18 protein-coding genes are annotated in these 17,410 nt (G+C 61.5%); 3 read left to right on the top strand and 15 right to left on the bottom strand.

Annotated elements, in window-relative coordinates:
- Positions 1–2: 2 nt before the first annotated feature.
- The 3 genes from ppsR (at position 3) to AC3IQ7_RS13935 (ending at position 2,423) form a co-directional block, all read left to right on the top strand.
- The gene (gene ppsR, locus AC3IQ7_RS13945) at positions 3–851 is read left to right on the top strand and encodes a posphoenolpyruvate synthetase regulatory kinase/phosphorylase PpsR (protein WP_035818186.1); all 849 of its coding nucleotides are present in this window, start codon (positions 3–5) and stop codon (positions 849–851) included.
- Between the two features lie 549 nt (positions 852–1,400).
- Positions 1,401–1,811, top strand: a complete 411-nt coding sequence (locus tag AC3IQ7_RS13940; RefSeq protein ID WP_489210162.1) for a hypothetical protein — start codon at positions 1,401–1,403, stop codon at positions 1,809–1,811.
- A 60-nt stretch (positions 1,812–1,871) separates the two neighbouring features.
- Positions 1,872–2,423 carry a hypothetical protein gene (locus AC3IQ7_RS13935; RefSeq protein WP_322427281.1) on the top strand — a complete coding sequence of 184 codons (552 nt, stop codon included), beginning with the start codon at positions 1,872–1,874 and terminating at the stop codon, positions 2,421–2,423.
- A gap of 36 nt (positions 2,424–2,459) precedes the next feature.
- Here AC3IQ7_RS13935 and AC3IQ7_RS13930 read toward each other — a convergent pair whose 3' ends face one another.
- From AC3IQ7_RS13930 to pyrH, 15 genes are all read right to left on the bottom strand, one after another.
- Entirely contained in the window at positions 2,460–3,653 is a 1,194-nt protein-coding gene (locus AC3IQ7_RS13930; protein ID WP_489210160.1) for an aminotransferase class V-fold PLP-dependent enzyme, read from the bottom strand.
- Between the two features lie 7 nt (positions 3,654–3,660).
- Entirely contained in the window at positions 3,661–4,446 is a 786-nt protein-coding gene (locus tag AC3IQ7_RS13925) for a TrmH family RNA methyltransferase (protein WP_077403392.1), read from the bottom strand.
- Positions 4,443–5,081 (bottom strand): ribonuclease HII, encoded by a 639-nt coding sequence (gene rnhB / locus AC3IQ7_RS13920; RefSeq protein ID WP_099379858.1) that lies wholly within the window; start codon positions 5,079–5,081, stop codon positions 4,443–4,445. Before rnhB ends, AC3IQ7_RS13925 begins: the two co-directional genes overlap by 4 nt.
- 43 nt (positions 5,082–5,124) lie before the next feature.
- Positions 5,125–6,309: a lipid-A-disaccharide synthase gene (gene lpxB, locus AC3IQ7_RS13915; RefSeq protein WP_489210157.1), complete on the bottom strand. Its 1,185-nt coding sequence runs from the start codon at positions 6,307–6,309 to the stop codon at positions 5,125–5,127.
- Entirely contained in the window at positions 6,293–7,084 is a 792-nt protein-coding gene (gene lpxA / locus AC3IQ7_RS13910; protein WP_092610952.1) for an acyl-ACP--UDP-N-acetylglucosamine O-acyltransferase, read from the bottom strand. Before lpxA ends, lpxB begins: the two co-directional genes overlap by 17 nt.
- Before the next feature lies 1 nt (position 7,085).
- The gene (gene fabZ / locus AC3IQ7_RS13905) at positions 7,086–7,580 is read right to left on the bottom strand and encodes a 3-hydroxyacyl-ACP dehydratase FabZ (protein ID WP_046684969.1); all 495 of its coding nucleotides are present in this window, start codon (positions 7,578–7,580) and stop codon (positions 7,086–7,088) included.
- A complete protein-coding gene (gene lpxD, locus AC3IQ7_RS13900) occupies positions 7,577–8,632 on the bottom strand; it encodes a UDP-3-O-(3-hydroxymyristoyl)glucosamine N-acyltransferase (RefSeq protein WP_099379859.1) in 1,056 nt (351 codons plus the stop codon). The genes fabZ and lpxD overlap by 4 nt, the downstream gene beginning before the upstream one ends.
- A 21-nt stretch (positions 8,633–8,653) precedes the next feature.
- Positions 8,654–9,172 (bottom strand): OmpH/Skp family outer membrane protein, encoded by a 519-nt coding sequence (locus tag AC3IQ7_RS13895; protein WP_099379860.1) that lies wholly within the window; start codon positions 9,170–9,172, stop codon positions 8,654–8,656.
- A gap of 51 nt (positions 9,173–9,223) precedes the next feature.
- Complete coding sequence (gene bamA / locus AC3IQ7_RS13890; RefSeq protein ID WP_099379861.1) at positions 9,224–11,560, bottom strand: outer membrane protein assembly factor BamA; 2,337 nt, start codon at positions 11,558–11,560, stop codon at positions 9,224–9,226.
- A gap of 83 nt (positions 11,561–11,643) precedes the next feature.
- Positions 11,644–13,005, bottom strand: coding sequence for an RIP metalloprotease RseP (gene rseP / locus AC3IQ7_RS13885; protein WP_489210153.1), 1,362 nt, complete (start codon positions 13,003–13,005; stop codon positions 11,644–11,646).
- On the bottom strand, positions 13,002–14,186 hold the full coding sequence (gene ispC, locus AC3IQ7_RS13880; RefSeq protein ID WP_099379863.1) for a 1-deoxy-D-xylulose-5-phosphate reductoisomerase: 1,185 nt from the start codon (positions 14,184–14,186) through the stop codon (positions 13,002–13,004). Before ispC ends, rseP begins: the two co-directional genes overlap by 4 nt.
- Positions 14,187–14,194: 8 nt before the next feature.
- Complete coding sequence (locus AC3IQ7_RS13875) at positions 14,195–15,028, bottom strand: phosphatidate cytidylyltransferase (RefSeq protein WP_219310583.1); 834 nt, start codon at positions 15,026–15,028, stop codon at positions 14,195–14,197.
- On the bottom strand, positions 15,028–15,795 hold the full coding sequence (gene uppS, locus AC3IQ7_RS13870) for a polyprenyl diphosphate synthase (protein ID WP_099379865.1): 768 nt from the start codon (positions 15,793–15,795) through the stop codon (positions 15,028–15,030). The genes AC3IQ7_RS13875 and uppS overlap by 1 nt, the downstream gene beginning before the upstream one ends.
- 98 nt (positions 15,796–15,893) lie before the next feature.
- Complete coding sequence (gene frr, locus AC3IQ7_RS13865; RefSeq protein ID WP_034784152.1) at positions 15,894–16,454, bottom strand: ribosome recycling factor; 561 nt, start codon at positions 16,452–16,454, stop codon at positions 15,894–15,896.
- A gap of 178 nt (positions 16,455–16,632) precedes the next feature.
- Positions 16,633–17,349 carry a UMP kinase gene (gene pyrH, locus AC3IQ7_RS13860; RefSeq protein ID WP_035818156.1) on the bottom strand — a complete coding sequence of 239 codons (717 nt, stop codon included), beginning with the start codon at positions 17,347–17,349 and terminating at the stop codon, positions 16,633–16,635.
- Positions 17,350–17,410 lie beyond the last annotated feature (61 nt).

Here is a 17,410-nt window from a genome sequence, read left to right as displayed (position 1 = left end):
CCATGACACAAGAACCACGCCCTCCTCTGCCCTCCGCGGCCCGCACCGTCTTCTTCGTTTCCGACGGCACCGGCATCACCGCCGAGACGTTCGGCCACTCGGTGCTGACGCAGTTCGATCTGCGCTTCCGCCAGATCCGCCTGCCCTTCATCGACACCATGGACAAGGCCTACGAGGCGGCGCGCAAGATCAATGAAGCGTTCGCCACCGATGGCCAGCGCCCCATCATTTTCTCGACCCTGGTGAAGAACGACCTGTCGGCCGTAATCCGCAAGTCCAGCGGCATGCACATGGACCTGATCCAGACCTTTGTCGCCCCGCTGGAGCAGGAGCTGGGCGTGATGTCGACCCATACCATCGGGCGTTCGCACAACATCGTCGACAGCGAGGAATACAAGAATCGCATCGAGGCGATCAACTATTCGCTGGCGCACGACGATGGCCAGTCGCACAAGAACCTGTCCTCGGCCGATGTCATTCTGGTGGGTGTTTCGCGCTCTGGCAAGACCCCGACCAGCCTGTACCTGGCCATGCAATACGGTATCAAGGCGGCCAATTATCCGTTGATTCCCGACGATTTCGAGCGCGACAAGCTGCCTTCCGCCTTACTGGAATTTAAGAATAAAATTTTCGGATTGAGCATTACGCCCGAACGTTTGTCGGAAATACGCAACGAAAGACGCGCTGGAAGCAAGTATGCGGCCATTGAAAATTGCCGTTACGAGGTCAACGAGGCAGAAAAAATGATGAAACGCGAGGGTATCCGCTGGCTGTCGTCGACCACCAAGTCGATCGAGGAGATATCCACGACGATCCTCCAGGAAATCAAACCGAACCGCCGCGAGTATTGACACAGAAAGGTCCGCCGCGTAGCGCAGGCATCACGTCGAAAGCAATGTGTCTGCAAGGTGGCCCAAGCTATCGCAAGTTGAAGTGGCACTGCCGCTGGCCGAGGTCTTGCCAGTGGCTTGCGCTGGCGGTCTGGCGGCGGCCGTCATCTTCGTAAAGGCATTGGATTCAGAGCAAAGCAAAACCGCGTGGCCAGCGATGCTTTTGCCATGCCGTTCAAGGCCTGCTCTTAAAATATTTTTCGCACTTTCCACGACCATACTCTCTGCTGCAGTCACCTCCGACTGGCCAGTAATCAAAAACTCCCTTTCGATGTCCCTGACCAAACTGCGGTGATCCGGCGTGGCCGATAGCAGGCCAGGTCGCAGCGGGCTGAAAACTCAATCTTTACACTTTCTTATTTATCAAAAATGCATTATTATTTTATTTCTTAAAAGCAAATAAGAGTTCTCCACCACGCGGACATTATTTTTGCTCGATCGCGTTACCACCTAGGCCATCATAGTATGTTTAAACGTAATACCCTTTCCGTTTTTGCTTCAAGCTGCACTATGCTGGCGGCCCTGTCCCTGACCGGTTGCGCTGTCAATAAAGCCACCAGCTCGCTCAGTCCGGGAACCGATCTGAACAGCATCAAAAGCGTCTACGTGGTGAAGTTCCCGCAAGACGGGCGCCATATCGACAAGATCATCAAGGCTAATCTGGAAAAGCGCGGCTATGTGGTGACCAACGGTCCTGTATTGGCGGGGCCGTACAACGCCGATGTCGCCGTCACGTACGCCGACAAGTGGATGTGGGATATCACCATGTACATGGTGGAACTGAGCGTCAACTTGCGCGACCCGAAAACCGGCTTCCCGCTTGCCACTGGCAATTCCTTCCATACTTCGATGGCACGCAAGTCGCCCGACGAAATGGTCGATGAAGTGCTGAACAATATTTTTTCCGCCTCGCCGCAGTAAATCCTGCGGTTTGCTGCCTGTGGCAAACCGCGCCGTGTTCACTCATCCACTCCCCATATCATGAAAAAAATTCTGCCATTCCATGCAGCGCGCCTGCTCGCCATCCCTGTCGTTGCCACTCTGCTGGCATTGGGCGGTTGCGCATCACCTGTCACCTATCAGGCGATGGTGCCGGTGACGCTGAAAGTAAGCCAGCAACACCCACAATCGGTGTCAGTTGCGGCGCTCGGCGGCAGCGACACCAACAGCATGGGTAAATCGCAGATCGACAACGCGGAACTGGCGAAAGCGGTCACCGAAGCGATCAACCAGACCAAGACCTTTTCGCGCGTGGTGCCCGGCAAGGGTGGCGACTACCTGCTGACCGTCAACATCGTCAACGTCGTCCAGCCCAATTTCGGCTTTTCCTTTACTGTGGGCCTGGAAATGGGTTGGACACTGATACGCGCCAGCGACAGCAGCAAGGTATGGCAGGAAGCCGTCAAGTCGGAATACACGGCCAGCGCCACCGACGCTTTCGCAGGAACCACACGCCTGCGCCTGGCGACGGAAGGTGCGGCACGCAACAATGTCGAACAGGGCCTGCGCAAGATCGCTGAGCTGAAACTGTAAGTCACCGCACAGCCGGCTTGCCTGGCGGACCTGCCGCTATGCCTCTCTGCCCAGCACCTCCAGCGCCGCCACCAGCCGGTCCAGTTCACCGGTGGTGGTGGTGACGGCCACCGTGGCGCGCACGATATCGGTATCGCCGATATTGCGCTGCACGGTAAAGACCCCGAAACGGTGCAGCAAGGCCTGTTGCAGCGCGCGTGCATCCATGCCATCGACGGCAAACGCCACCAGCGCCGTGCCACGCAGCGCATCCAGCGGCGACAGCAGGCGTACGCCAGGCAGTTGCACGGCGCGGCTGACCCAGTAATCGCGCAGCCAGGCCAGGCGTGCCGTCTTGGCTGGCGTGCCTCCCAGGCGCTCATGAAAGTCCAAGGCGGCAGGCGCGGCCAGGATGGCGCCGATCGGCGGCATGCCCATGTGCAGGCGGCTGCGGATATCGTCAAGCGGATAATCGTCGTCGCCACAATGCGGTTCGATCTTGTGCAACTGCGATGCGCGGATATACACGACACCGAGTCCCGCCGGCGCTCCCAGCCATTTATGCAGATTGAAACCGGCGAAATCGACGCCCATCGCCTGCACGTCCACGTCGACCTGTCCCAGCGCATGGGCGCTGTCGAGCAGCACGTCGATGCCGTGTTCGCGCGCCAGCGCCATGATGGCCTTCACTGGCATTTGCTGGCCGTTGGCCGGCGTCACCTGCGACAGCAGCAACCTGGGCTTGACGGCCTGGCGCATGGCTTGCGCGTAACTGGCGATGATCTCGTCATCGCCGATGGGTAAGCTCAGTGTGACTTGCGTGCTGGTGACACCACGGCGCCGCGCCAGCCAGCGCATGGCCGTGCGCATGGCCGGATAATCGAGATTACTCCACAGCACCGTATCACCGGGCGCCAGGCCATGGTATTGCGTGATCAGCACCTGCATCGACTCCGTGCCGCTGCGGGTCAGCAGGATCTCGTGCGGCTGCGCGTGGATCAGCGCGGCGACGCGCTGGCGCAGGATATCCACATGCGTGCGCGTAAACTCGCCGCGCACGAAGGGACTCAGTTGCTCGTTGGTGTAGCGCACGGCCTGCTCGAAGGCCGCTTGCACGGGTCCGGCCATGGCGCCGAAATAGCCGTGTTCGAGATTGACGATGGCGTCCGGCGGCGCGGGATACAACGCGGCCACCTGGCGCCACCAGGCCGCGTCGCGGGCCGCACCGTCGGCAAGCACAGGGAAAGCCATGGCGTGTTCAGGCCTGCCCCTGGCGCAGCTGCTCGAAGAAGCAGACGGCTGCGCAGGCGGCTACGTTCAACGATTCGATCTGGCCCAGGTGGGGAATGACCACCTGGTGCGTCGCCATCGACAGCAGGTCATCAGCCACGCCCTGCCCCTCATGGCCGAACAGCCAGGCGACGGGCTGACGCAGGTCGACGTCGTACAGGCGCTGGGTGGCATAGCCGCTGGTAGCGAGCGTCGCCACCTTGGCGCCGGAAACGAGCGCCGCCAGGTCGACGTTTTCAAAGATGTCGAGCACGAAGTGCGCGCCCATCGCCGCGCGCAGCACCTTCGGCGACCAGCAGAAGGCCGTGCCGGCGCTGCAGTACACCTGCGTGATGCCGGCGGCGGCCGCGCTGCGCAGGATGGAGCCCACGTTGCCTGGATCCTGCAAATTATCGAGCAGCACGGCCGACACGCTCAGGGGCTGCGTGACGGCCCGTTCCGGCGTCTCGACGAGGAACATCACGCCCACGCCGTGTTCGACCTGGCTCACCGCGTTATACAGCGCGTCCGGCAAGCCCAGTACGTGTGCGCGCTGGCTTTCCAGCTGGCCGACGATGTCCGCCACTTCCGGGTTCTGCAAGGCGCTTTCGCTGACGATGCATTGCTCCGGCATGCCGCGCAGCTGCAGATACGACTGGCACAGGTGCACGCCGTCGAGCAGGGTGCGGCCCGACTTGCGGCGCGCCTGCGAACTGCCCGCCAGTTTCAGCAAATCCTTGTATTGCGCATTGTCGCGCGAGGTGATCGTCTTCATGCCACCACCTCCTGTCCGCCGAACAGGGCGATCACGTTGCGCACGGGCGCGAACGAGCGGCGGTGCACGGGCGAGGCGCCGTGCAGGTGCAGGCGCTCCAGGTGCAGCTTGGTGCCGTAACCCTTGTGCTGGTCGAAGCAGTATTCGGGATAGGCCGCATGCAGGTGCACCAGGGCCGCATCGCGCGCCGTCTTGGCCAGGATCGAGGCAGCGGAAATCGAATCGACCTTGTCGTCGCCACCGATGATGGCCATGCCGCGTATCGGCATCACGGGGCAGCGGTTGCCGTCGATCAGGGCCAGGGTCGGCACGGTCGCCAGCGCCTCGACGGCGCGGCGCATGGCCAGCATCGATGCCTGCAAAATGTTCAGGCGGTCGATCTCTTCTTCCGACGCTTCGGCGATGGCCCAGGCCAGGGCCTTGGCCTTGATCTGCGGCGCCAGCAGGTCGCGTTTGGCTTCGCTGAGTTTTTTCGAATCACGCAAGCCGTCGATCGGCTGGTTCGGGTCGAGGATCACGGCGGCGGCGAACACGGGGCCGGCCAGCGGACCGCGTCCTGCCTCGTCGACACCGCAGATGATTTCATCGAGCGAGAATGGCAAGTCGTCAAACAGGCCGGGATAGATATTTTTCACGTTGAATCTTTGGTTGGTACTGCGGTTGAAGCGGTGATCGGGCTTACTTGCGGTTGGCGGCGATGACCTGCATGACGGCGTTGGCGCTTTCAAGCGCACTGTCGCGCAGCAGGCTGTGGTGCATGTCCGTGAAGCGCTGCACCAGACGCAAGCGGCCCGGCACGTCGCTCAGTTGCTGCCACATGGCCTCGGCCAGCGCTTCCGGGCTGGCCGCGTTTTGCAGCAGCTCAGGCACCAGGTAGTCGCGCGCCAGGATGTTCGGCAAACCTATCCATGGCTGGTAGCCCATGTGGCGCATGATTTCCCACGAGGCGCGCATCATCTTGTAGGCGATGACCATGGGCTTCTTGTACAGCGCCACTTCCAGCGACGCCGTGCCGGACGCCACCAGCACCGCATCGGCGGCGCAGATGGCCGTGTGCGAGCCGCCGTCCGTGAGCAGTATCTCGACGTCCTGCAAGCCCGCTTCCGCGATCAATTGCAGGAAGTACTGGCGCTGTTTTTCGCCGGCCATGGGCGCGACGAAACGCAAGGAGCGGTCGCGCGCCAGCAGCAGCTTGCAGGCGCCGACAAAGGCTACCGTATTGTATTTGAGTTCACCCATGCGGCTGCCCGGCATCAGGGTCACGACATTCGCGTCTTCCGGCAAGCCCAGGGTGCGGCGCGCGGCCGCTTCGTCGGGCTGCAACGGAATCATTTCAGCCAGCGGATGGCCGACGTAGGTGACGGGCACGCCCGCCTTGCGGTAGATATCTTCCTCGAAGGGGAAGATCACCAGCATGTGCGAGACAGCCTTGATGATTTTCTTGATGCGGCCGCCGCGCCAGGCCCAGATCTGCGGCCCGATGTAGTGCACGGTGGGGATGCCGCCTTCCTTGAGCTGCTGTTCCAGTCCCAGGTTGAAACCCGGATAGTCGGCGCCGATGAAAACGGCGGGACGCTCGGCCAGCAACTGGTCGCGCAGCGCGTTCTGAATACCTTTGATCTCGCGGTAGCGGGGAATGATCTCGAACAGGCCGCGCACGGTCAGCTTGTCGAGCGGCCAGTCGGACACAAAGCCCTGCTTGGCCATGTGCTCGCCGCCGATGCCGTGGAAGCGCGCGCCGGGCAGCTGCGGCACGAGGCCGGACAGCAGCCGGCTGGCCAGCAGGTCGCCCGACACCTCGCCGGCGACGATGGCGATATTGGCGACCGGCAGGCCGCTGGCTTGGTCAGCGGACGATGCCACGCGACGCCACGCCAAGGAATTCGCGCATGGCGCGAATGTGTTCCGCCACTTCGGGCGACGACGCCGCTTCTTCTTCGAACAGGGCTGCCTTGGATTCCTCCAGGGTCAGTCCCGAGCGGTAGATGAGTTTATACGCGGTGCGGATGCCGTTGATCTGCTCGCGCGTAAAGCCGCGGCGTTTCAGGCCTTCGATATTGACGCCGTGAGCTTGCGCCGGATTGCCGTTCAACAGGACGAACGGCGGCACGTCCTGCGTCAGGCTGGTGCTCATGCCGACAAAGGCGTGCGCGCCGATCTTGCAGAACTGGTGCACGTTGGCGAAGCCGCTCATGATGACCCAGTCGCCGATTTCCACGTGGCCCGCCAGTTGGGCATTGTTCGAAAAGATGGTGTTGTTGCCCACCAGGCAGTCGTGCGCCAGGTGCACATACGCCGAGATCCAGTTGTCATTGCCCAGGCGCGTCACGCCGCCACCTTGCACGGTGCCCGTGTTGAAGGTGCAGAATTCGCGGATGGTGTTGCGGTCGCCGATTTCCAGGCGCGTCGCCTCGCCCGCCCATTTTTTATCTTGCGGCTGCGCGCCGATGGAAGAAAACTGGAACAGGTGGTTGTCGCTGCCGATCGTCGTGTGGCCATCGATGACCACGTGCGGGCCAACCTTGGTGCCAGCGCCGATGCGCACGTGCGGACCGATGATGGTGTACGGACCCACTTCGACCGAGCTGTCGAGCTCGGCCTTCGGATCGATGACTGCCGTGGAGTGGATGGCCGCCATATCACTGCCCCGCTGGCTGGCTCGCAGACTGGCTCGCATCCTGCGCGCTGCGGATGGTGCACATCAGTTCACCTTCCACCGCCAGCTTGCCGTCGACCGTACCGACGGCCTTGTATTTCCAGATGCCGCGCGAAACGCGCAGGATTTCCACATCCATCTTCAGCTGGTCGCCCGGTTCGACGGGGCGCTTGAAGCGCGCGTTATCGATGCCGACAAAGTACACGACCGAATTTTCGTCCGGTTTCACGCCCATCGACAGGAACGACAGCAAGGCCGCCGTCTGTGCCAACGCTTCGATCATCAGCACACCAGGCATGACCGGCTTGTGCGGGAAATGGCCCTGGAAGAACTCTTCGTTGACCGTCACGTTCTTGATGGCGGTGATGGTTTTGTTCGCTTCCCAGTCCAGCACGCGGTCAACCAGCAGCAGCGGGTAGCGGTGCGGCAGCAGCGATTTGATGGCGAGGATGTCGAGGGTCTTTTTTTCAGTAGTCATTTTTCGTCTTGCGTGGTCAGTGTTTTAATTGTTTTTTCAAGCGCACGGATCTTTTCGCGCATGCTTGACAGGTTGCGCACGATGGCGGCGCTCTTTTCCCAGTCGGCGTTCTTGGCCAGCGGATAAAAACCCGTGTACTGGCCAGGCTCCGCGATCGAACGCGAGACCATGCTGCCCGAGCCCACGTGGACGCGATCGGCAATGGTCAGGTGGCCCAGCACCATGGCGGCACCGCCAAAGGTGCAGTACTTGCCGATGATGGCGCTGCCGGCCACGCCGACGCAGCCGGCCATGGCCGTATGCGCGCCGATATGGCAGTTGTGGCCGATCTGGATCTGGTTATCGAGCTTGACGCCATCTTCGATGATGGTGTCGGCCAGGGCGCCGCGGTCAATGGTGGTGTTGGCGCCGATATCGACATCGTCACCGATCACCACCCTGCCCGTCTGCGGAATCTTGATATACACGCCGCCTTCGTTGGCGAAGCCGAATCCGTCGGTGCCGATCACGGCGCCCGAATGGATGATGCCGCGCTGGCCGATCACGCAGCGCGCATGGAAGGTCACGTTGGCAAGCAGTTGCGTGCCCGCGCCGATGACGGCGTCGCGTCCCACCACGCAGCCAGGCCCGATGACGCAGCCGGCACCGATCACGGCACCCGCTTCGATCACGGCGCGCGGTCCGACCGATGCGGTCGCATCGACCTGCGCGCCATCATCGACGATGGCGCTGGCATGGATACCCACGGGCGGCTTGATCTCGTGCAGGGCGGCGAAATACTGTGCCGCGCGCGCGAAATACACATAGGGATTCGGTGTGACGATGCGCGCGCCGGCGTAGTCGTCGCCGATCAGCGCGTCATCGGCCGGCGTGAGGATCAGCGCGGCAGCGCCGCTCTGGGCGGCCTGCGCGCGGAATTTGCTATTGCTGAGAAAGCTGATGTGCGAAGCGCCGGCGTCGGCCAGCGGTGCGATGCCTGTAACTTCCAGGTTGGCATCGCCCGCCAATTGCCCGCCGAAGCGTTCGACCAATTCTCCTAGTCGAGTGCCCATCTAATTACCTCTATTCTAATATTACTTGTCCAGCGCCTTCAAGACCTTGTCGGTAATGTCGATGCGCGGGCTGGCCCACAGGGCTTCCTGCAGCACGATGTCATATCCTTCGATATGCGCCATCTGCTGGATGATGGTGTTGGCTTTTTCCGCGATGGCGCTGCGCTCTTCGTTCGTGCGCTGGCTCAAGTCTTCGCGGAACTCGCGCTGGCGGCGTTGCAGCTCCTTGTCCAGCTCGAAAAACTCGCGCTGGCGCTTGGCGCGCTCCGCCTCGCTCAGGGTCGGCATGTCCTTTTCCAGGGCTTCGTTGGCGACCTTGAAGCGGCTGGCCAGTTCCTGCACGGCTTTTTCACGCGAGCGGAACTCTTCGGCCAGCTTGGCGCTAGCCAGCTTGGCCAGCCTCGATTCGTTATAAATACGTTCGCTGCTGATCCAGGCGATCTTCGACTCCTGAGCCTGCGCCTGCACCGGCAACAGCGAACTCCAGCACAATGCAATCATGGCAAGGGACTTGGGCAGGGTGGCGGATGCGGTGTTCATGATACTCCATGGTCAAAAAGTAAAAGCTGTCGCCCCGGTTCAGATGGCCGGTTAGAAACCGGTGCCCATCTGGAACTGGAAGCGCTCCAGGCGGTCCGTCGGCTTGGCGTTCAGCGGCTTGGCATAGCTCAGCTTGAGCGGGCCCACCGGTGAAATCCAGCTGATGCCCAAGCCAGCAGAATAGCGCAATTGCGAAATCCGCATTTTTTCGCCTTCCTGGTAGACCTGGCCGCCGTCAAGGAAACCGAACCAGCGCAAGCTGCGGTCATTTCCCGAACCAGGGAATGGCATCTGCAGTTCCGCGTTACCGATCAGGCGCGAAGCGCCGCCCAAGGCATCGTTGGTGCTCGGCTCAACCGCGCCCAGCGAAGAGCTCAGGTAGCCGCGCACCGAACCGATGCCGCCGCCGTAGAAGTTCTTGAAGACCGGATACACGTGCTTGCCGATACCGTGACCGTAATCGAGCTCGCCCTTGAGCGCCAGGGTGACCTTGCTGAACAGCGGACGGAAGTACTGGTGCTCGTAGATGGCACGGAAGTACTTCTGGTCGCCGATCACGTCCGCCTCCAGGTTGATGCGCTGGTAGCGGCCGATCGATGGCGTCAGGGCACTGTCGCGGCTGTCGCGCTGCCATGCCGCCGTCAGCGGAATGGAGTTGGTGGTGGCCGAACCGATACCGTCGGACGGGCCGCCATTGTCGACCACGTACTGCTTGAAGCGGATCGGGCTGGTGATGTCGGTCTCGATGCGCGAGCGCTCGGCGCCGATACCGAAGAAGACGGTGTCGACTTCGGAGAACGGCACGCCGAAACTGACGCGGCCACCGGTTTGCTTGATCTTGTAGCTGCCGATGTTCAGCGCCGGCGGTTCCGTCGTCCGCAGGTAGACTTCAAAGCTGCGCGAAATGCCGTCGTCCGTGAAGTACGGATTGGTTTGCGAAAACGCGATCGTGCGGCTGTAATGGCTGGTATTGAGTTCGATGCCGACCGTGTTGCCGCTACCGGCAAAGTTGGCCTGCGAAATCGACGCCGACAGGGTGAATTTTTCCGATTGCGAGAAGGCGCCGCCGATCAGGAAGTTACCGGTTGGTTTCTCCACCACCGTCACGTTGACGTCGACCTGGTCGGTCGTGCCCTGCGCTTCCGGCGTGTCGATGGTCACGTCCTTGAAGTAGCCGAGACGGTCGACACGGTCGCGCGACAGCTTGATCTTGTTGCTGTCATACCAGGACGATTCGAACTGGCGGAATTCGCGGCGGATGACTTCATCGCGCGTGGTGGTATTGCCGGCGATATTCATGTGGCGCACGTAGACGCGCTTGCCCGGATCGATGAAGAAGGTGAAACCGACTTCATGCTTCTCGCGGTTGATTTCCGGATTGGCGTTGACGTTGGCAAAGGCGTAGCCGAACGTGGCCAGGCGGTCCTGGATGCGCTTGTTGGTGGCCGTCAGGCGCGCGCCCGAATAGATCTCGCCTTCGCGCATCAGGTTCAGGGCTTTCAGCTCTTCTTCGCGGCCGAACATCTCGCCTTCGAACTTGGTGCCGGCGATCTTGTACTTTTCACCTTCGGTGATATTGATCGTCAGGTAAATGTCTTTTTTATCGGGCGTGATCGACACTTGCGTCGAGTCGACCTGCATCTCGATATAGCCGCGGTCCAGGTAGTAGGACTTGAGCGCCTCGATGTCGCCCGTCAGCTTGGTCTTCGAATATTGGTCGGCCTTGGTGTACCAGCTGAACCAGCCGCCCGTGTTCAGGGCCAGCTGCTCGCGCAGCTCCTTGTCGGTGAAGGCCTTGTTGCCGACGATGTTGATCTGCTTGATGCGGGCCACGTCGCCCTCGTCGACGGCGAACACCACGTTGACGCGGTTGCGCTCGATCGGCGTGACGGTGGTGGTGATCTTCACGCCGTACAGGCCATGCGACAGGTACTGGCGCTTAAGTTCCTGTTCCGCGCGGTCGACGGATGCCTTGTCGAAAATTTTGGCTTCACCGACGCCGATTTCCTTCAATGCCTTGACCAGCACATCCTTTTCAAATTCCTTGGTACCCGTAAATGCCACGGAAGCGATGGCCGGACGTTCCTCGACCAGCACCACCAGCACGTCGCCATCGGCTTCCAGGCGCACATCCTTGAACATGCCCGTCGCATACAGGGCCTTGATGGCGGCGATACTCTTCTCGTCGGAGAACGTTTCGCCGACCCGCACCGGCAGGTAGGCAAAGACGGTGCCCGCTTCGGTACGCTGGATCCCTTCGACCCGGATGTCCTTGACAGTAAATGGCTGGACGGCCAGCGCGTGGCCGGAACAGATGGCCATGACGGCGGCGCCGATCAGGCTGCGGCGAAAGGAAGGCAAGGCAAAACGAGCAGAATGTAATTTCATTGGGGTTATTCAATGGGTAAATCAATGGACAACATACACAAAAGATTGCTTGTGCGACTCACGCAATGGCATCAACCACCGCCCTAATTCAGCAATCGCAACACGTCATTAAAGACGGCAAGCACCATCAAGGTCAGCAACAAACCGATCCCCAGGCGCTGGGCAATCTCGCCTACGCGCTCCGGCAAGGGGCGTCCGGTCAAAACTTCCAGCGAATAATACAGCAAATGCCCGCCATCCAGAACAGGAATGGGTAGCAAATTCATCACGCCCAGACTGATACTGATGAAGGCGATGAAGCTCAGGTAGCTTACCAGGCCGATGCGCGCCGTCTGGCCCGCATAATCGGCGATGGTAATGGGACCCGTCACATTCTTCAGCGAGACCTGGCCGGTGATCATTTTGCCCAGCATTTTCAGGCTCATGACACTGGTATCCCAGACCTTGGTGGACGCCTTGCCCACGGCAGAGAACGGTCCGGATGCCACGGTGATCATATCCGGCACCTGTCCCAGCTTTGCCTGTATCTTACCAACTGTTACAGCTCCCTCTGCCCCGGCGCCCGGCACGGCGTCCGGCGTGATGGACAGGGTCAGGTCCTGGCCCTGGCGCAAGAGTTGCAATTGCAGGGTCCGGCCCGGCGCCTGGCTCAGGGTGGCGATCACGGCCGCCACGTCGTGCACGGGCTGTTCGTCGATGGCCAGGATCTGGTCGTTTTTCTGCAGACCGGCGCGCGCGGCGGCGCCACCGGGCATGATTTCCATCAAAGTAGGCGCGGAACGGGCCAGGGTCAGGCCCAGCTTGCCCAGCACGTCGCCTTCCAGGTCCGTCTCCGTCAGGCTGGCCGTCGGCAAGGTCGCCTCCTGCTGGCCACGGTCGGGACGGCGCACTTCGATGCGCGCCGGCTGCTTGTCGAGGGTGGCCTGGATCAGCTCCCAGCGCAGCTCGGACCAGCTGGCCACGGCCTTGCCATTCACCGCCTCGACCGTATCGCCGCTGCGCAAACCGGCCGCGTAGGCGGCCGTCTCTTCGGCCACGGGGCCGAGCTTGCTCGACGGCTCTTCGATGCCATGCATGAACAGACCCGCGTACAGCACGATGGCGACGAGGAAATTGGCCAGCGGGCCGGCGGCCACGATGGCGATGCGGCGCCACACGCTCTGGCGCGTGAATTCGCGGCGCAATTCGCTTTCCGGCAAATCGCTGAGGTCTTGCGCGCGACTGTCGAGCATGCTCACATAGCCGCCCAGCGGCAGCGCGGAAATCGCCCACTCCGTCTGATCCTTGCCAAACTTGCGCGAATACACCACTTTCCCCATGCCGATCGAGAAACGCAGCACTTTGACGCCGCACCAGCGCGCCACCAGATAGTGGCCCAGCTCGTGCAAGGTGATCAGCGAGCCCAGCGCAACGATGAACGCCAGCAAGGTGGTAATCAAGGTCATGCGGCCAGCCTCTGGGCAATGTATGCTTGCGCGGCCTCTCTGGCCAGGCGGTCCTGCTCCATCACGGCCTCGATGCTGGAAGCGGCGCCGTGCGGCACCGTTTCGATCACGTGGGCGATGACCCGGTCGATCTGGCGGAAGCCGATCTGCTCGTCGAGGAAGGCTTGCACGGCCACTTCATTGGCCGCGTTGAGCAGGGCCGGCGCCGTGCCGCCCGCGCGCAGGGCGTCGAAGGCCAGCGCCAGACAGGGGAAGCGGCGGAAATCGGGACGTTCGAACTGCAAGGTGGCCACTTGCGCCAGGTCAAGTTGCGCCACGCCGGAAGCGATACGCTGCGGATACGCCAGCGCATGGGCGATCGGCGTGCGCATGTCCGGATTGCCCAGCTGGGCCAGCACGGAACCGTCGATGTACGACACCATCGAATGGATCACGCTTTGCGGGTGGATCAGCACTTCGATCTGGTCGGCCGGCGCGCCGAACAGCCAGTGCGCCTCGATCACTTCCAGGCCCTTGTTCATCATGGTGGCCGAATCGACGGAAATCTTGCGGCCCATGGCCCAGGTCGGGTGCTTGCAGGCCTGGTCCGGCGTGACCGTGTCGAGCGTTTCGACGTCGCGCGTGAGGAAGGGACCGCCCGACGCCGTCAGCACGATCTTCGCCACGCCTGCGGCGCCTGGCGCGCGGCCATGGGCGTGCGGCATGCATTGGAAGATGGCGTTATGTTCGCTGTCGATCGGCAGCAGCACGGCGCCGTTATCGTGCACGGCATCGATGAACAGCTGGCCGGACATCACCAGCGCTTCTTTATTGGCCAGCAATACTTTCTTTCCGGCACGCGCCGCCGCCAGGGTGGGCGCCAGGCCAGCCGCGCCAACGATGGCCGCCATCACGCCCGTCACTTGCGGCGCGCTGGCGATGGCGCAGAGGGCATCCACGCCATACTCGACCTGCGTATCGACGCCCTGCCCGCGCAGCAAGCGCGTCAGTTCAAGGGCGGCGTCCGCCGTGCCGACGACAGCGCGCAGGGGACGAAATTGCAGACACTGGGCGGCCAGTTCGGCCACACGGCTGTGCGCGCTCAGCGCATACACGCTGTATTGCTCGGGATGACGCGCGAGCACGTCCAGGGTGGACACGCCGACCGAACCGGTCGCGCCAAGAATGGTGATGTATTGCATGAGTTTCCTTAAAGCCAGCTGGCCACAAGGGCGGCAAATGGCAGGACCGGGATCAAGGCGTCGATACGGTCGAGTACGCCGCCATGGCCAGGCAGCAGGTTGCTGCTGTCCTTGATGCCGGCGCGGCGCTTCAATTGGGATTCGAACAGGTCGCCGACGATGCTGGCGGCGACGATCAGCAGCAGCACCAGCAAGGCCACCGGCCAGCCGCGGCGCAATTGCAGCTGCACGGCAAAGGTGTCTTGCAAGACCGGCAGCGATGGCGCGGCCACGATGGTGATGGCGGAGATGACGAGCACGGCGATGCCGCCGCCGATGGCGCCTTCCCAGGATTTACCTGGGGAAATGCTTGGCGCCAGCTTGCGCTTGCCGAAAGCCTTGCCCGAGAAGTACGCGCCGATATCGGCGATCCACACGAGGGCCATGACGGACAGCAGGAACAAGGGGCTATGCAGGAACAGGGCGATGATGGCGACGAAGCAGCCGACGATGGTCACCGGATACACGAGGCTGAGCAAGGTATTGCCCAGGCCTTCGGTGGGCGGCAAGCCCGTCGCCAGCGAAGGCACGAAGCGGATCAGCCAGATGGCCACGCACAGGGCGAACCAGAAATTGAGCTGCGCCATGCCGTTACCAACAAAAAACGTATACGCGAAGGCGGCGGTCCAGATGGCAGCAATCAGCAGCGCCTGGCGATTTTTGAAAATGCGGAAGCTTTCCCAGATGGCGGCGCCGAAGAACGCCGTGGCGATCACGGCGAAAGCGGGGAAATAATTCAGATACAGAACCGGCAGCAAGACCGCCAACAAGACCAGGGCGGTGATTATCCGTGTTTTCAGCATCAGTTTGTCTTTTCAGTTAATTGCGCGCTGGTACGGCCAAAGCGCCGTTCGCGCTGCTGGTAAGACGCGATTGCCGCGTCGAGGCACTCGTCATTGAAGTCGGGCCAGAAAGTTTCGGTAAAAAACAACTCAGTGTACGCCAGTTGCCACAGGAGGAAATTGGAAATGCGCTGCTCGCCGCCGGTGCGGATGAACAGGTCGGGCTCGGGCGCGTAAGCCATGGCCAGGTGCGGCGCCAGTTGCTCTTCCGTGTACGCGTTCCCGGCGGGCTGGCCATTGGCTGCCGCCTCGGCCGTCATTTTATTGACTGCCTGCATGATGTCCCAGCGGCCGCCGTAATTGGCGCAGATGGACACCGTCAGACGCGTGTTGTTCGCCGTCTTGCGCTCCGCATTGGCGATCAGGGTTTGCAGCTGCTCATTGAAGCGCGACAGGTCGCCCACGACCTTCAGGCGGATATCGTTGGCATGCATCTTGACCACTTCGCGTTCCAGCATGGTGACGAACAGGCGCATCAGCATCGACACCTCTTCTTCCGGGCGGCGCCAGTTTTCCGAACTGAAGGCAAACAGGGTCAGGTACTCGACACCGCGGTCGAGGCAAGTCTCGACGATGCCGCGCACGGCGTCGGCACCCTTCACGTGGCCAGCCACGCGGGGCAGGAAGCGCTTGGTTGCCCAGCGGCCATTGCCGTCCATAATGATTGCCACATGGCGCGGCACCGTGCCCACCTCAGGTACTGCCGTTGTCGAACTCGAATAGATCATGAAAACACGAATACCAAAAATAAAAGATAGCTATTATGCGCCAAATAGCACTGCCCGGAAAAGCCATGCTTTTCCGGGCAGCGTCGAAGGACTGAAAACTAGACGGTCAGTACTTCTTTTTCTTTGTCGACCACCATCTTGTCGATGTCGGCAATAAACTTGTCCGTCAGTTTCTGCACTTCTTCCGACGAGCGGCGCTCATCGTCCTCGGAGCAGGCTTTTTCCTTGACCAGTTTCTTCAGCGACTCGTTTGCATCGCGGCGAATGTTACGCACGGCAATCTTCGCATCTTCCGCCTCGCTCTTGACCAGCTTGACCATTTCCTTGCGGCGCTCTTCCGTCAGCGGCGGCGTCGGAACGCGGATCAGGTCGCCCTGTGCCGACGGGTTCAGACCCAGGTCGGCGTCGCGGATGGCTTTTTCGATGGTGTTGGCCATCTTCTTTTCGTACGGCTGCACACCGATGGTACGCGCGTCGATCAGGGTCACGTTGGCAACCTGGGTCAGCGCCGTCGGCGAACCGTAGTAATCGACCATCACGTGGTCCAGGATACCCGTATGGGCGCGGCCGGTACGCACTTTGGCCAGATCGGCCCGCAGTGTTTCCAGCGACTTCGTCATGCGTTCCTGGGTGTTCTTTTTAACGTCAGCTAAGGACATACGCCCTCCTATATCTTGATAATAAATGGGTATTACAATTATTCACTGCAGTGTAAATGTTCGCGCAATCGGGAGTGCCAAAAACCGTTCAGGGCAAGGCGCAGCGCCGAAGACAGTACTTAATGTACGGCGAGGCGCTGCAACGCAGCCATGGACGGTTTCTCGGTGCTCCTTATTTCTACACGTGAACCAGCGTGCCTTCATCTTCACCCATGATGACGCGCATCAGCGCGCCTGGCTTGGTGATCGAAAACACTTTGATTGGCAGTTTCTGGTCGCGGCACAGGGCGAATGCCGTGGCATCCATCACTTGCAGGTGCTTGGCGATGGCGTCGTCGAACGTAATCGTGTGGAACAGGGTGGCGTTCGGATCCTTCTGCGGATCGGCCGTGTAGACGCCGTCGACCTTGGTGGCCTTCAGGACGATCTCGGCGCTGATCTCGGCACCGCGCAGGGCAGCTGCCGTGTCGGTGGTGAAGAACGGATTGCCGGTGCCGGCGGCGAAGACCACCACTTTACCTTCTTCCAGGTATTGCAGGGCTTTCGGGCGGACGTACGGCTCGACCACTTGCTCGATGCCGATGGCCGACATGACGCGCGCGGTGATACCGACGTGGCGCATGGCATCGGCCAGGGCCAGTGCGTTCATCACCGTGGCAAGCATGCCCATGTAGTCGGCGGTGGCACGGTCCATGCCTTGCGCGCCAGGCGCGACGCCGCGGAAGATATTGCCGCCGCCAATCACGATTGCCAGTTCCACACCCAACTTCGCCACCTCGGCCACATCGGCCACCATGCGCTCGATCGTGGCGCGGTTGATGCCGTAGGGATCATCTCCCATCAGGGCTTCGCCGGACAACTTGAGGAGGACGCGCTTGTAGGCTGGTTTTGACATGAGCTGGGGCTCCATAAATGAGGTTATTCGAGTATGACATGGCGCAGCGCCTTGCAGCGCC

Source organism: Janthinobacterium sp. GL_088 (assembly GCF_057837845.1).
Note: the sequence above shows the minus strand (reverse complement) of the source record. Positions and strands in the feature narration are given on the sequence as shown.

What these genes read in the sequence shown, in the direction of transcription:
- ppsR (WP_035818186.1), top strand. Translation starts at nt 3, where the DNA reads ATGACACAAGAACCACGCCCTCCTCTGCCCTCCGCGGCCCGCACCGTC.
- AC3IQ7_RS13940 (WP_489210162.1), top strand. Translation starts at nt 1,401, where the DNA reads ATGCTGGCGGCCCTGTCCCTGACCGGTTGCGCTGTCAATAAAGCCACC.
- AC3IQ7_RS13935 (WP_322427281.1), top strand. Translation starts at nt 1,872, where the DNA reads ATGAAAAAAATTCTGCCATTCCATGCAGCGCGCCTGCTCGCCATCCCT.
- AC3IQ7_RS13930 (WP_489210160.1), bottom strand. Translation starts at nt 3,653, where the DNA reads ATGGCTTTCCCTGTGCTTGCCGACGGTGCGGCCCGCGACGCGGCCTGG.
- AC3IQ7_RS13925 (WP_077403392.1), bottom strand. Translation starts at nt 4,446, where the DNA reads ATGAAGACGATCACCTCGCGCGACAATGCGCAATACAAGGATTTGCTG.
- lpxA (WP_092610952.1), bottom strand. Translation starts at nt 7,084, where the DNA reads ATGGCGGCCATCCACTCCACGGCAGTCATCGATCCGAAGGCCGAGCTC.
- fabZ (WP_046684969.1), bottom strand. Translation starts at nt 7,580, where the DNA reads ATGACTACTGAAAAAAAGACCCTCGACATCCTCGCCATCAAATCGCTG.
- lpxD (WP_099379859.1), bottom strand. Translation starts at nt 8,632, where the DNA reads ATGGGCACTCGACTAGGAGAATTGGTCGAACGCTTCGGCGGGCAATTG.
- AC3IQ7_RS13895 (WP_099379860.1), bottom strand. Translation starts at nt 9,172, where the DNA reads ATGAACACCGCATCCGCCACCCTGCCCAAGTCCCTTGCCATGATTGCA.
- bamA (WP_099379861.1), bottom strand. Translation starts at nt 11,560, where the DNA reads ATGAAATTACATTCTGCTCGTTTTGCCTTGCCTTCCTTTCGCCGCAGC.
- rseP (WP_489210153.1), bottom strand. Translation starts at nt 13,005, where the DNA reads ATGACCTTGATTACCACCTTGCTGGCGTTCATCGTTGCGCTGGGCTCG.
- ispC (WP_099379863.1), bottom strand. Translation starts at nt 14,186, where the DNA reads ATGCAATACATCACCATTCTTGGCGCGACCGGTTCGGTCGGCGTGTCC.
- AC3IQ7_RS13875 (WP_219310583.1), bottom strand. Translation starts at nt 15,028, where the DNA reads ATGCTGAAAACACGGATAATCACCGCCCTGGTCTTGTTGGCGGTCTTG.
- uppS (WP_099379865.1), bottom strand. Translation starts at nt 15,795, where the DNA reads ATGATCTATTCGAGTTCGACAACGGCAGTACCTGAGGTGGGCACGGTG.
- frr (WP_034784152.1), bottom strand. Translation starts at nt 16,454, where the DNA reads ATGTCCTTAGCTGACGTTAAAAAGAACACCCAGGAACGCATGACGAAG.
- pyrH (WP_035818156.1), bottom strand. Translation starts at nt 17,349, where the DNA reads ATGTCAAAACCAGCCTACAAGCGCGTCCTCCTCAAGTTGTCCGGCGAA.